Origin of the sequence: Hymenobacter lapidiphilus, from assembly GCF_013377885.1 — a bacterium.
Taxonomy (GTDB): domain Bacteria; phylum Bacteroidota; class Bacteroidia; order Cytophagales; family Hymenobacteraceae; genus Hymenobacter; species Hymenobacter lapidiphilus.
Genome location: NZ_JABKAU010000062.1, coordinates 1 through 13,169 on the forward strand (window position 1 = coordinate 1; position 13,169 = coordinate 13,169).

Consider the following 13,169-nt stretch of genomic DNA (forward strand, 5'->3'; position numbering starts at 1 on the left):
ACGTATTGCCTCGTTTAGAAAATTTACTGGGCATTGATGCGCAAAGCACCAACTCCGCGTATCGATGCGGACTTCCACCCGATTTCGTTCGACGTACACGAAGCCGGCGCTTCGCTTCGCTGTGCTGCGGCTCACGCTACATGCTTACCGTCTCTCTTGCGTGAGGCCTGCTAACTTGTCTGTTCTTCCACTATATGAAAACCTCGCTCCCTCCTGCTGAATCCGCTGCTGCCCCCGCCAGTCTGCTCCCCGATTCGCTGCTGCTTAACGGCCGGGAGTTTCGCTACGCCGACATTCAGCAGTACCCTGCTTTAGCTCCGGCCGAGCTGAACGGCTACGAGGCCCGGGTACTCGACTTTGTGCGCGAGTGGCTCAATGGGGCCCAGGAGTTCACCCTGACTACTTCGGGCTCGACAGGGCCACCACAGCCAGTGCATTTCCGGCGCCAGCAGCTCGAAGCCTCGGCCCGCCGCACCGGCGACTACTTCGACCTGGGGCCCGGCGAACGGCTGCTGGTGTGCCTGAACTGCGAATTTGTGGGCGGGCTGATGATGCTGGTGCGCGGGCTGGAACGGCGCATGCACCTGACCATTGTGGAGCCGCAGGCCAACCCGCTGGCATTGGTAATGCCCGAGGCCACCTTCGATTTTGCTTCCTTCGTACCCCTGCAGATGCAGGCGCTACTGGCAGCCGGCCAGGCCCCGCGCCTCAACCAGCTACGGGCTATTCTGGTGGGTGGCGCCCCGGTAGAGGGCACTCAGGCCCACGCAATTGAGCAGTTGACGGTACCCGTGTACCTGACCTACGGCATGACCGAAACGGCCTCGCATATTGCCCTGCGCCGCCTCAACGGCCCGCAGGCCGGCGCCGCCTACCAGGTGCTGCCCGGCATTGCGGTGGGCCAGGATGAGCGCGGCTGCCTCACGGTGCGCGCCGACGTAACCAACGACGAGCTCATCGTCACCAACGACCTCATCAACCTGGCTCCCGACGGCCGCAGCTTCGAGTGGCTGGGCCGGGCCGATTTCGTCATCAACAGCGGCGGCGTAAAGGTGGCGGCTGAAAAGGTAGAACGCGTACTGGAACTGGCCCTGATGGAGTTGGGCCTCAACCGCCGAACCTTTGTAGCCGGCCAGCCCGATGCGCGCCTGGGCCAGCAGGTAACGGCTTTTGTGGAGGGTGAGCCGCTGCCTGAAGCCGGGCAGCAGCAGCTACGCGAGCTGCTCGGCCAACGCCTGGACCGCTACGAGGTGCCCCGGCAGTTGGTTTTCATCCCCGAATTCCAAACCACCCCCTCCGGCAAGCTCGACCGAAAGGCTACGTTGGGTTAAGGGTTTTAGAGGTGAAAAGCAAGAAGTGACACAAAGGACGTGTCATGCTGAGCATGTGGCGCCCTTTGTGTCACTTCTTGCTTTTCACTTTTCGCTTCTGAAATCTTCCTCTACTACCCAATCCCGGTCGAGGAGCCGTTCGCGGCCGCGCACCACTTTGTATAAGTCGCCTAGAAACAGCTTGGCGCGGGCGAAGAAGATGTAGCCACTGATCTGGTCTTTGGGCTGCTGGCCGGAGGCGAAAACCTGCCGGTAGCCGGTGCCGACCCCAATGCCTACCCAGCGAAAAATACGGTAGTGGGCCGCCACCGAGGGCTCGACCAGATAAATCACCCGCCGCGAGCTGCGTTCGGTGTTACCATCGGGCAGAAAGAAGCGGGTGTAGTAGAAGCCCGCCCCAACTTGCAGCGGCGCGCTCAGCTCCCAGCGCCGGTTGCCAATGAACACGTACTCGCCGTAGCCGGCCACGTAGCGGAAGCGGATTTCGTCGCGGGTGCCCGGTGGCAGGCCCTCGGGCAGCGCCTGGCGCGTGCGCAGCCCCCCCGAAAGGCGGTAGAAACCCAAGCCCGCCCGCCAGCGCCCGCGCCACTCTATGCCGCCGCGCAACCCGTTGATGCCGGCCACTTTCCCGTTGATGATGGAAAACCGCTGGTCGATCTGAAACACTGGCCGGCGGTGTCGTTCGCGCACGAAGGACGAATCGGGGGGGCTATCGGCCCGGACAGGGCGGGCAGCCAGCGCCCCGGCCAGCAGCAGGAACACAGCAAAAAAGGAACGGGCTCTCACAGCGTAAAGGTACGACGTGGGCGGCGTGGTGGTTGGCCGTATGGCGTCGGCTCGCCCCAGCAAGGCCGCTGCTTCGCCCCCGGCTGGTGTCGGCTCACCCGGAAAACAGTAGGATTTGGGGTCTGCGAGGGACACTTTTGGCTCCCCAATCAACCTCGCTGCCCATGCCGCTCTCCCCTGACTTCCTGTTTTCCGTGGCCAACCCGATAGCGCTGCTAGGCTGGGCCCTGCTAGTGCTGGCCCCGAACTGGCGCGTTACGCGGTGGCTGGTGCTGAGCGGGGCACTACCGCTGCTGCTAGCCACCGCCTATGCACTCCTGATTGGCTACCAATTGCTGGGTCCAGGCGCGGTGGAAGGGGGCTTCAGCTCGCTAGCCGATGTGGCGGTGTTGTTCCGCAACCCCTGGGGGCTGCTGGCCGGCTGGGTGCATTACCTGTGTTTCGATTTGTGCCTGGGCATCTGGGAAAGCCTGGATGCGCGGCGGCGTGGGGTGCCCCACGCGCTGCTGGTGCCCTGTCTGCTGCTCACATTTCTGCTGGGCCCGGTGGGGCTGCTGCTTTATGCGGGGCTACGGCGCTTCTACCAGCCGGTGTCTGTCCTGGTTTCCTCGTCTTCCTCATCCTCCTAGAAAGTCCCTGCTATGGCTACTGCTGACTCTTTTCCGCAAACCGCCCTTCAGCCTGATATGCCTGCCGGAAACACCCCGCGCTGGCCCGGCACGGTAACCGACAAGCTGCGCCACCTGTACCACGCCAACCCTGTGCTAAGCCTGGTGGGCTGGCTGCACGTGGTCCTGCTGCTGCTGGCCCTGGCGCTGCTGCCCTTCGATGGGCGGGTGGTCACGGGCCTGGCAGTGTGGCTGAAACCGGCCAAATTCGCCGTTTCGGTAACACTGTACGTCTGGACGCTGGGCTGGCTGCTGGCCGGTTTGCCCGCCCGGGCCCAGCGGGCCGTGCGCGGGCTGAGTTGGGGCGTGGGCCTGAGCATGGTGGTGGAAATCGGCTGCGTTTTCCTGCAGGCGGCCCGCGGTACTAGCTCGCACTTTAACAACGCCAGCCTCTTCGATGGGGTCGTTTTTGGGGTGATGGGCCTGTTTATTCTGGTAAATACGCTGCTTACGGTCTGGGCGGTGTACCTGGTATGGCGGCATCGGCCGGCCGGACCGGCCGGCTACGTGTGGGGCGTGCGGCTGGGCCTGGCGCTGTTCCTGGTAGGCTCGGTGCTGGGTGGCATGATGATTCATTTGAACCAGCATACCGTGGGCACCCCCGATGGCGGCCCCGGCCTGCCGGGCCTGGGCTGGAGCACCCGCGCCGGCGACCTGCGCCCGGCCCACTTCCTGGGGCTGCACTCGTTGCAACTCGTGCCGCTGCTCGGCTGGGCGCTCAGCCGCTGGCTCCCGCGCCGCGCCGTACTGCTCACCTGGCTGGGGGCAGCCCTGTACGCCGTGGCCGTGGCCGGTTTGTTTGCCCTGGCGTTGCGCGGGGTGCCGTTGCTGCCCGCCTGAGCCACCGCGCCGGGTGCGTCGGCGGCTGGCCCGCGGCTTTTCCCGGTTCACCCGGGCCCGCCGCCGTTTCACCCGGTTTAGGGTAGTTTCGCCGCAGGGGTTTGGGGAGATTTGAAGCATCAACAACAACTTCTCCCTCTTCTCCCTTCTCCCATGAAAACGCTATTTCGCCCCCTGACTAGGCTGCTTACCGGTTTGCTCACGCTGCTGTTGCTGCTTCCCTTACCGGCTGCCACGGCCGGGGCACTGCCCGCCGGCCGCCAGAATTTCACTACCTCCGATAGCGTGCGGCTTTATGTGCGGGTGGCTGGCAAAGGTCCGGTTTGCCTGTTCGTGCACGGCGGCCCCGGCACGGGCAGCCAGGCGGTGGAAATGCTGGCTGGTGCGGCGCTGGAAAAGGATCTGCAGATGGTGTACCTCGACCAGCGCGGCAGCGGCCGCTCCGCCAGCGCCCCGCGGACCAGTTACTCGCTGGAGCGGCAGGTGCAGGATATGGAAGAGCTGCGCCAGCACCTGCAACTCGAAAAATGGACGCTGATGAGCCACTCTTTCGGCGGGATTCTGGCCACAGCTTATGCCCAAAAGCACCCTGAGCGCGTGCAGGCGCTGGTTCTGGTGAACAGCATCCTCAACCTGCCCGCCGCCATGGAAGCCACCACGGCCTACGGCTATACCCTGCTGCCCGCCGCCACCCGCCCGCCCCTGGATGCCGCCGCGCCCCTGCCCCAACGCTACTTCATGGTAACGGGTATGCTCCAGCAGCAGCGACTCTACAACCAGCTCCAGTACACGTCCGACTCGTCGGCGGCGCGGGTAAACCGGCTGATGCAGGGTCAGAAACCCAACCAGGATTTCGCCAAAAACATGTTCCAGAACCCGGGTGGCTACATCCTCGACCATACGCCCGCCACGGCCGCCCTCACGATGCCCGTGCTGGTACTCACCGGCGCCGACGACTACCTGACCGGCCCCGAGCACTACCGTAGCTTCCGCTTCCCCCGCCAAACGGTAGTCGTGCTGCCCGGCCGCCACACCCCGTTTCTGGACGCGCCCCGCGAGCTGCAGCAGGCCGTGCACGCCTTCGTGCGCCAGCTGCCTCGCAGCCGCTAGACGCCCAAGGTGCCCGCTAAACTGCTACTTTTAGCTGCATGAACGACCGTCGTTTTTTATTGGTGGGCATCCCGGTGATGGCATTGCTGGCGCTGCTACCCCGGGGCCTGCTGCACATCCGCACTGTGCCAGTGTTTTTCCTGAATTGGGGCATCTCGCTGGTATTTACCACTGCGTTCTGGCTGACGGGCCGCGCTCTGTGGTTCGCGCTGTTTCGACGGTTTCCAGGAGTTGGGCAGACCCGGAGACGGCTGTGGTGGCTGGCCATTATCAATACCGCTACCACCGCGCTGGTTACGCTGCTTATTCACTTGGTATCGGCCTGGGCACAGCAGGGGCACTTTTCGTGGAGCGGCTACCTAGCGGAGTTCGGCCTGAACATGGTGCCGACAGTGGTGGTGCAGCTGATTTATGAGAGTTGGAATTTTTTCCGGCAGTGGGAGGAAAACGTGCGCCGAGCCGAACAGCTGCAAAGCGCCGGGGTGCAAAGCCAACTGGAAGCCCTGCAAAGTCAGCTCGACCCGCACTTCCTGTTCAACTCGCTCAACACCCTCTCAGCCCTGATAGAGCCCGAAAACGAAGCGGCCCAGGATTTCGTGGAGCAGCTCGCCGACGTGTACCGCTACGTGCTGTTGGCCCGCGAGCAGCCCACCGTTTCGCTGGCCGAAGAGCTGGCCTTCGTCGATACCTACCTGGCCCTGCACAAAGTCCGGTTCCGCGACAACCTGCAGGTGCGAATGGAGGTACCGGCAGAACTGCACCAACGCCGGGTGGCCCCATTAAGCGTGCAGTTGCTGGTCGAAAACGCCCTCAAGCATAACGTAGCCTCCCGCGAACAGCCGCTGACCCTACACCTGAGCGCCGATGCCGCCACTGGTTACTTCACCGTCGAAAACACGCTACGGCCCCGGCCAGCCGGCTTGGTACCGGGCACCGGCACCGGCCTGCGCAACGTACGCCACCGCTACACGCTGCTACAAGCGCCCCAACCCATGGTGGTAACCGCCGAAGCCGGCTGGTTTCGGGTGCAGCTGCCGCTGTTGGAAAGTGAGCAGTGAGAAACGGTGCGCGAACCGGACCTAAAACGAACGTCATGCTGAGCATGTGGCGTTCTTTCTTGCTCCACTACCTCCTACCCTTATCACCCCATAATAACCTTATCACCTCCTAACCCTCTCTTCACCTCCCCAATGACTGTTTTGCTGCTCGAAGATGAGTACCCGGCCGCCGAGCGGCTGCAACGGGTGTTGCGCCAGGCTGCGCCCGAAGCGCAGGTGCTGGCCGTGCTTGATACCGTGGCCGGGGCCCTCGACTGGCTCGATACCAACCCCGCGCCCGACCTTATTCTGTCCGATATTCAGCTGGCCGACGGGCTGAGCCTCGACGTGTTCGAGCAGACGGTGGTGAGCAGCTCGGTTATCTTCACCACCGCCTACGACGCCTACGCCATCCGCGCCTTCCGGGCCAACAGCATCGACTACCTGCTGAAGCCGGTGAAGCTGACTGAATTAACGGCTGCCCTCGAAAAGCTGCGCCGCTGGCCCACCGTGCGCCCAACCAAACCCAGCGAGGCACCCGAAGCCGATGCACCGGCCCAGCGCCTGGAGCGCCTGCTCGACGCGCTGCCCCGCCCCGAGCGCGCGCACAAAACCCGGTTTCTGGTGCGCCACGGCGAGCAGCTGCTTCCGCTGCCCGCCACCCAGGTCGCCTGGTTCCAGAGCCGCCACGAAACCACCACGCTCGCCACCCTCGACGGCCGCCGCTTCATGGTCGATTACACGCTGGAGCAGCTCGAAACCCTGCTCGATCCGACTCAATTCTTCCGCCTCAACCGCCAACTCATCGCCCAACTACCCGCCGTGCAGCGCCTGCACCCGCACTTCAACGGCAAGCTACTGGTGGCTCTGCAGCCGGCCCCGAGTGAGGAAGTGCTGGTGAGCCGGGAGAAGGCGGCTTTAGTGAAGCAATGGCTGGAACGGTGAATAAGTGAGTTGGCGTTGAAGCTGTTCAAAAAGTCAAAAGAACGTCATGCTTCGGCTACGCGGACGCCAGATGAAGCATGACGTTCTGATTGATTCCGGTTACTTCCTAAACAGCTTCGTTCTAAGAGCCTGAATGCGCCATTTGGGCCGGCAAGTTTTTCGAACATCAACTCACTCTTTCACCTGTTCATCATCTCACCGGTCCAGCCATTCCTTGAAGGTGCTGACTTTCTCGCGGCTCACGAGCACCGTTTCGTTGTCGGGCGGGGCGGGCTGCAGAACGGTTTGTAGGCGCGAGTTGGTGTAGTGAATAATGTCGCGGATGGCGGTGGCGCGGGCCAGGTAGGCGCGGTTGAGGCGGAAGAACTCGCGCGGGTCGAGCAGGGCTTCCAGCTGTTCCAGGGTGTAATCGACTACCAGGCGGCGGCCCTCGTGGGTGTGCAGCAGGGTAGCTTTTTCGAGGCTGGCGAAGTAGGCAATATCCTCGACCGGCACGGCTTTGAGGTGCTCGCCCACGCGCACCACGAAGCGTGACTTGTACTCGCGGGCCGGCTGCCGGGCCTGCGCCAGCACCTGGGCCAACAGGGCTGCATCAAACGCTGGTGGGGCTGGGGCTGCCGCTTCGCGGCGCTGCACCAGTTTTTGCAGAGCGGCCGTCAGCTCTTCCGGGGCTATGGGCTTGAGCAGGTAGTCGATACTGTTCACCTTGAAAGCCCGCAGCGCGTATTTGTCGTAGGCAGTGGTGAAGATGACCGGGCAGCGGATTTCCAGCCGCTCGAACAGCTCGAAGCTCAGGCCATCGGCCAAATGGATATCGAGCAGCAGCACGTCGGGCGCGGTGCCGGGGTTCCGCAGCAGCGCCTCAGCTTCGGCCACCGATTCGGCCGTGCCCACCACTTCTACCGGCATCGGCTGTTTTTGCAGCAGCCCGGCCAGGCGCGTGGCGGCCAGCGGCTCGTCTTCGATAATGAGGGCGCGGAGAGGTTTCAATTGAGAACCATCGGTTAAGAGTTAAAAATTGATCAGTCATAGCGCGAAGCTCCAGCTTCGCGGATCGTTGCTGACTACCGGAAAATGCCGTTCAACGACGCGCGAAGCTGGAGCTTTGCGCTACAATCTTTTCAAACTCACCGCAGCTCCAGCACCGGCAGCGTTACGGCAAACTCCGTTTCCGATTCAGTAATGAGCACAGGTTTGGGCGTGAGGAAGGCGTAGCGGGCCTGCAGGTTGGGCAACCCCAGGCCCGTCGATTCGCCCTCGGCTACCAGGCGGGGCAGGCGCGAGTTGCGCACTACGAGCTGGCGGGTTTGCGCATCGAACTCGATGACGAGGCGTAGCGGGTTGTGGCGGGAGGTAGCGTTGTGCTTGAGGGCGTTTTCGAGTAGCAGCTGCAACGCCAGCGGGGGCACCAGCAGCTCCTGCAGCTCGTCGGGCGGGGGCAGGCGCATCTCTACCTGTACGCCTTCGCCCAGCCGCGTGCGCTGCAAAAAAAGGTAGCTCTCGGCAAAAGCCAGCTCCTCAGTCAGCGGCACCAGTTCCTGGTCCTGGTGGTCGAGCACGTAGCGGTACACCTGGCTGAGCTGGCGGATGAAGCGGGAGGCGCGGGCCGGGTCGTGCTCGTCTTCTACGAGCGAGGTGAGCGCGTTGAGCGAGTTGAACAGGAAGTGCGGATCGAGCTGGCGGCGCAGCGAATCGGCCTGGGCGCGGGCGTTTTCGGTTTGCAGCCGCTCGGCCCGGATGGCCGTTTCGCGCCAGCCCATCAGAAACGCCCGGCTGTGCATAAACAACGACACAACCACCGTTATCAGCAGCGGCATGATGAATTCCATCCAGCTCAGCGAGCTAAGTGTTTTGTGGTGATAAAACACCCGAAACCCGCCCGCAACAACGACAATAACCAGCAACGACAGCACCATCGAAAGGCCAATCGTCAGCAGAAACCGCCGCAACGGGTGCTCCGTCCAGTCGACGTGGCGGTTAAGCCACTCCGAGGGGTAGCCATTGGCAAGCCACAAGCCGTTGGTATAGAAAAAGTTGTACGCAAAGGTTACCAGGAACTGCTCGCTCCAGACAGGGTGTCTTCCTGCGTTGAATATCAGCGCCAGCCCAAACGAAAACAGCGTCATCAGTCCCAGGCCCTTCCACAAATTCCGGTGCGGGTAGTAGAGCGAAAGGTTGTTGCATTCGGCAGCCGTGGTTGGTAGTGGGGCAGCCGAAGCAGCACATGCGGGGATGGATTCGACTTTCACGGGTGGGGCCTTGGCGGCGTTTGGACTGGAAGGTATTAAAAGCGAACGAAACCAGCGCAGCGGGCAGCGGTGAGGCCGCGACCGGGTAGGTACTGCCCCACCCCTGCCCGCTGCCGGCTTACTTTACCGCGGCCGTTTCGTAGGTTTTCAGCCGGCCGTTCACCTGCCGCTCGCCCCAGCTCGGCGACAACCGGGAAGCGGGTTTGAAGGTGGCGTAGTGGGCTTTGGCCTTCAGGAAAATCGGTTTAGCCACCTCGGCCCCACCCCCAAACATGGCCGGTGTGAAGTAGAGGTTGTTGGCCTGCACCAAGTAGGCCCGAGGGTTGGCGGGGTTGAGCTGAATGGCCTTCTCTACTGCCCCGTTCACCATGCCCGAATACTTCATGGAGCGCAGCATGGGCGAGATGCTCAGCCGGGCCTGATGGATGTAAGCCTGCAGCACCAACAGCTCTGACTCGTCGGCTCCGGCCAGCTTGCGGGCCTGGGCCAGGGCAGCCTCGGCCTGATCGAGGGTTTTGTCTTTCGCGTCGCCGTCTTCCTTGCTCTGGAACGTGTGGATGAGCAGGGCGTAGGCCTGGTAGTAGCGGGGCAGCCAGTCGTGCGGCTTTACGGCGGCGGCACGTTCCATTTTGGCGGCGCTGGTTCGCAGCACGGCCGGGTCGCCGGTGTTCATCAGCTCCGCAACGGCGGCCGTCATCATGGTGGTGTAGGCATCAGTGGCCGGAACGGCAGCAGCCGGGGCAGCGGCAGCAGTGGCTGGCTGCTGAGCGAAGGAGGCCAGGGAAGCGGCAACGAAGGCGAGGGTGAGCAGGGGCTTTTTCATGGCTAAAAAGTGGTTAAGGAGTTGAGAAAAAAGATGCTGGCGGTTTGCTGTTTCAAAGGTGGCTCCTGGCCGCCGCCGCCGAAACTTTCCGTTACCGAAGCGTCGGATAAGCCGGATGAGGCGTGGGGGCAGGTGCCCGGTTATCAGTTATTCGCACGGTGTAGGGGCGGGGCTTGTCCCCGCCCGCCATCAAACGGACCTGCTGAACGAGTGTGTAAGGGCCTATTTGGCTCGTTTTGCCGGCGGGCGGGGACAAGCCCCGCCCCTACACCGTGCGAATAGCCCGTTCTATTCCGGCCGCTCGTTCACGCTGGCGGGGTTCTTCTTGTTGACGCTGACAAACACGCCCAGAAACACCATGCGGGGGGCGGTGGGCGTAATGGCCACGCGGTTGCGCTGGCCGGTGGCGACATCGGAGCGCTGGGCGTAGCGGTAGCCGAACACGTTGGGCTGGGCCAGCACATTGTTGAGGGCCAGATGCACGATGGTAAACTGCCCGAACAGCTTGGTGAGGTAGCTGGCGTTCAGGCTCAGGTCCTGGAAGGCGGGCAGGCGGCCCTGGTTGTAGCCGGCTTCGGGCTGGTTGAGGTCGTGGTAGCGGCGGGGGCTGCCGTAGCTGTAGGTGGCCCCAACCAGCGTATGCAGCGCGGGCACCCAGTACTTCGTCACCACCGACGCGTTGTGGCGGGCCGCGAAGGTGGGCACGGCCAGCACCGGGTCGTGGCGGTACTGGCGTTTGGTGTCCAGGAAGCCGTAACTGATGTAGTATTCGAGGTTTTTGAGGCTCTTCCGGTCGCGCCAGAGCAAGTCGAGGCCGCGGGCGTAACCCGAGCCGCCGTTGTCGTACGCCTGGGGGTTGCGGGGTTGCTGGCCGTCGAAGCGGGTGAGGTGGGTGTAGGTTTTGTGGTAGCCTTCGAGCTGCAGCAGCCGGCCGTTGTGGGTGTACTGGTAGGCAAGCACCGCATGCCGGGCCCGCTCGAAGCGCAGCCGGGGCGCGGCCGCCAGCAGTAGGCTGTTGTCGGGCGTTTGGTAGAAGTGGCCGTAAGCAGCCGAGAGCGAGCTGTTCGCGGTGGTCTGGTAGGCCAGCGCCAGCCGGGGCGCGGCGTTCCAGCCACCCAGCAGCCCCGAATACTCGGTGCGCCCACCCACCCGGCCCGCCAGCCGGTCGCTCAGCTGAAAGTCACTTTCCACGAAGCCCGCCAGGCGCTGCTCACCAAATTCCGGCCGGAACCTGAGCGGGCTGGCGGCGTTGGGCTGCACCGTCTGGCTCACCTGCTGCACCAGCCCTTCGGCCCCAATTTTCAGGTTGAAACGGGCATGTACCGAGTCGTTGGTGAGTACCAGCCGGCCCAGCAGCGCCTGCTCCAGCGTCCGCAGCCGCACCGAGTCGGGGCGCAGGTGCTGGTCGTCGCGGCTCAGGGCCACGCCGCTTTGCAGGCTCCAGCCCCGGCGCAGCGGCCCCCGAAACGTAGCGTTGAGGTAGGCGTTGGCCCCGCGTAGCCCCACGGTTTGCATGCCGGCCGGCTCGGGGCTGGGCTGCCCAATCTGCAGTTGCTGGCCCGTCCAGGTGCCGTACACTTTCATCATGCCGGCCTGGCCGGTGCGGTGCTGCAGGCTCACAGACGAGGCCAGCCCGCGCGGGGCCTGGTCCCAACGCACGTTCTGGGGCAGCAGCCTGGCGTAGGGCGTCAGGTTGGTATAGTCGGCGCTCAGGGCCAGCGAAGTACGCTCCCAACGCTTCGTGCGCGAGGCCCCCAGAAAGACCGAGGTAGCCGACAGCCCGGTCTGGGTTTCGGGGGCCAGGTCGGTCGAGTTCAGCAGCAGCACCCCCGACAGCGCCTGCCCATACAGCGCCGAGTAGCCGCCGGTGCTAAACACGGTGCCCTTGAAAAGCGACGGCGAAAACCGCCCCCGGGCCGGCACCGCCGCCACGGTGGCATTGAACGGGTTCTGCACGACCATGCCATCCAGATACACCTTGGTTTCGGAGGCCGCCCCGCCCCGCACGAACAGCAGGCCGTCCTCGCCCACGCGGGTGGTGCCGGGCAGCGTGTTGAAAGCCGCCGCCACATCGGCCAACGCCCCGGCCGTGGTTTGAATGTCGCGGGTGTTGAGGGCGGCACTGCGGTGCTCGTCGCTGGCCTCGAAGGCCCCGGCCGTAATCACCACCGAACCCAGCGCGTGCGGCGCGCCTTTCAGCACGAAGTTTAGCGGCGCAGTTGGGGCGGGCAGTGTCAGCGGCTTTTCGGCCGTAATGAAGCCCAGCAGACTGGCCTGCACCACGTAAACTCCCGCCGGGGCGCTGGTTTCAAACCGAAACCGGCCCAGCGAGTCGGTGCTGGCCCCATCGAAGGTGCCGCGCACAAATACGTTTACACCCGGCAATACCTGGCCACCGGCGTCGCGCACGGTACCGCGCAGGGTGGTTTGGGCGAAGCTGGCGCAAGTAAGCAGCAGGAGCAGCGGCAGGAGCAGGAGGCGTTTCATGGCGGGGCGGTGAAGTGATGCCCAAAAGTGCGCCGCCGCCGGGGCCGCTGAAACTCGCCGTTACCGAAGCGTCGGATGAGGCGGATGAAGCGTCGTTGAGTCGCTAATTGTCAGTTGCCAGCTAAGCCGGGCCAAAATGATTGACTTACTTTCGCCAGTGCAACTTCTCTTGCCCCAATGACTGAAACCACCCGTATCAAGCGTCTATTTCGCGACGCCATCCGCCGCGGCACCGGCCGGGCGCATCTGCTGATGCGGGCGCACCCGGAGGTTAATTTCTCCGCCGATATTCTGAAAGCGGCCTGCACCAATTACGCCTACGACCCGCAGTGTGAGGACAGTCGGGGAGCTTACGTACTGGAGTTGGTTCAACTGCTTGAGCCCCGCAGTAGACGTGAGAAAACGATAAGCCAAATCCTGACTGCGCTGGTTGCTACACGTGAAGCGTCCTGGGGCTTAACGCAGCTTTTTGATATGGCCGGACAGTTGGCCGAAAAAGGCAATGCGGGGGCCCGTGCTGCATTTTACCAACGGTACAAACTGGGAAAGTCTGCTGACTATGCTTACGATGGCGAATGGGAATTCGTGCGCTTAGATGGGCTTGATGCCTTGTTGCACGTGGCAGGTGTGCGAGGTTGTGAGCTGGCCGATGATTCAGAAGAATGGGAAAGTGATTATTTGATTGAGTTAGCGCAGAAAATTAGTCCAGACATAAATATCAGGGTCGCATTGGAGGAAGCCGCCATAACTAATGAGTATATAGCCCGATACCTTAAAGCAGTACAAGTAGACTGGCAATCAATACGCAAACTAAATTCAAAGCCCAAGATTTCGGCGCTGAAATCTATCCAGCAGTTCATCGAAGCACCTGAGTCCTGTTACCTTTCATCTTA

Annotated in this window: 12 protein-coding genes; 7 read left to right on the top strand and 5 right to left on the bottom strand. The window is 63.1% G+C overall.

The features are described from left to right. Positions 1-194: 194 nt before the first annotated feature. A complete protein-coding gene (locus tag HW554_RS19290) occupies positions 195-1,331 on the top strand; it encodes an AMP-binding protein (protein WP_176910168.1) in 1,137 nt (378 codons plus the stop codon). Positions 1,332-1,415: 84 nt separating this feature from the next. Here the strand turns inward: HW554_RS19290 and HW554_RS19295 are convergent, their stop codons facing one another. After that, the gene (locus HW554_RS19295) at positions 1,416-2,117 is read right to left on the bottom strand and encodes a hypothetical protein (RefSeq protein WP_176910169.1); all 702 of its coding nucleotides are present in this window, start codon (positions 2,115-2,117) and stop codon (positions 1,416-1,418) included. Positions 2,118-2,281: 164 nt separating this feature from the next. Between HW554_RS19295 and HW554_RS19300 the strand changes: the two genes are divergently transcribed. The 5 genes from HW554_RS19300 to HW554_RS19320 all read left to right on the top strand — a co-directional run bounded on the left by HW554_RS19300 (position 2,282) and on the right by HW554_RS19320 (position 6,717). Continuing rightward, a complete protein-coding gene (locus HW554_RS19300) occupies positions 2,282-2,746 on the top strand; it encodes an ABA4-like family protein (RefSeq protein ID WP_176910170.1) in 465 nt (154 codons plus the stop codon). Positions 2,747-2,803: 57 nt separating this feature from the next. Then, the gene (locus HW554_RS19305; RefSeq protein ID WP_176910171.1) at positions 2,804-3,625 is read left to right on the top strand and encodes a hypothetical protein; all 822 of its coding nucleotides are present in this window, start codon (positions 2,804-2,806) and stop codon (positions 3,623-3,625) included. 153 nt (positions 3,626-3,778) lie between these two features. Further along, a complete protein-coding gene (locus HW554_RS19310; protein ID WP_176910172.1) occupies positions 3,779-4,735 on the top strand; it encodes an alpha/beta fold hydrolase in 957 nt (318 codons plus the stop codon). A gap of 38 nt (positions 4,736-4,773) precedes the next feature. Beyond that, positions 4,774-5,793, top strand: coding sequence for a sensor histidine kinase (locus HW554_RS19315; RefSeq protein WP_176910173.1), 1,020 nt, complete (start codon positions 4,774-4,776; stop codon positions 5,791-5,793). A gap of 132 nt (positions 5,794-5,925) precedes the next feature. Next, complete coding sequence (locus tag HW554_RS19320) at positions 5,926-6,717, top strand: LytR/AlgR family response regulator transcription factor (RefSeq protein ID WP_176910174.1); 792 nt, start codon at positions 5,926-5,928, stop codon at positions 6,715-6,717. A gap of 195 nt (positions 6,718-6,912) precedes the next feature. On the opposite strand, the gene HW554_RS19325 is transcribed toward HW554_RS19320, so the two are convergent. The 4 genes from HW554_RS19325 to HW554_RS19340 form a co-directional block, all read right to left on the bottom strand. After that, positions 6,913-7,707: a LytR/AlgR family response regulator transcription factor gene (locus HW554_RS19325; protein WP_246285499.1), complete on the bottom strand. Its 795-nt coding sequence runs from the start codon at positions 7,705-7,707 to the stop codon at positions 6,913-6,915. 137 nt (positions 7,708-7,844) lie between these two features. After that, a complete protein-coding gene (locus HW554_RS21050; RefSeq protein WP_176910175.1) occupies positions 7,845-8,966 on the bottom strand; it encodes a sensor histidine kinase in 1,122 nt (373 codons plus the stop codon). 118 nt (positions 8,967-9,084) lie between these two features. Beyond that, positions 9,085-9,789 carry a hypothetical protein gene (locus HW554_RS19335; RefSeq protein ID WP_176910176.1) on the bottom strand — a complete coding sequence of 235 codons (705 nt, stop codon included), beginning with the start codon at positions 9,787-9,789 and terminating at the stop codon, positions 9,085-9,087. Positions 9,790-10,077: 288 nt separating this feature from the next. Further along, on the bottom strand, positions 10,078-12,276 hold the full coding sequence (locus HW554_RS19340; RefSeq protein WP_176910177.1) for a TonB-dependent receptor: 2,199 nt from the start codon (positions 12,274-12,276) through the stop codon (positions 10,078-10,080). A 177-nt stretch (positions 12,277-12,453) separates the two neighbouring features. Here HW554_RS19340 and HW554_RS19345 point away from each other — a divergent pair. Then, the coding region (locus tag HW554_RS19345; protein ID WP_176910178.1) for a hypothetical protein at positions 12,454-13,169 on the top strand (716 nt) is incomplete at its 3' end.

Bases quoted from the DNA above. Each gene is read 5' to 3' on its own strand.
- HW554_RS19335 (WP_176910176.1), bottom strand. From the start codon at position 9,789: ATGAAAAAGCCCCTGCTCACCCTCGCCTTCGTTGCCGCTTCCCTGGCC.
- HW554_RS19305 (WP_176910171.1), top strand. From the start codon at position 2,804: ATGCCTGCCGGAAACACCCCGCGCTGGCCCGGCACGGTAACCGACAAG.
- HW554_RS19310 (WP_176910172.1), top strand. From the start codon at position 3,779: ATGAAAACGCTATTTCGCCCCCTGACTAGGCTGCTTACCGGTTTGCTC.
- HW554_RS19300 (WP_176910170.1), top strand. From the start codon at position 2,282: ATGCCGCTCTCCCCTGACTTCCTGTTTTCCGTGGCCAACCCGATAGCG.
- HW554_RS19320 (WP_176910174.1), top strand. From the start codon at position 5,926: ATGACTGTTTTGCTGCTCGAAGATGAGTACCCGGCCGCCGAGCGGCTG.
- HW554_RS19290 (WP_176910168.1), top strand. From the start codon at position 195: ATGAAAACCTCGCTCCCTCCTGCTGAATCCGCTGCTGCCCCCGCCAGT.
- HW554_RS19315 (WP_176910173.1), top strand. From the start codon at position 4,774: ATGAACGACCGTCGTTTTTTATTGGTGGGCATCCCGGTGATGGCATTG.
- HW554_RS19340 (WP_176910177.1), bottom strand. From the start codon at position 12,276: ATGAAACGCCTCCTGCTCCTGCCGCTGCTCCTGCTGCTTACTTGCGCC.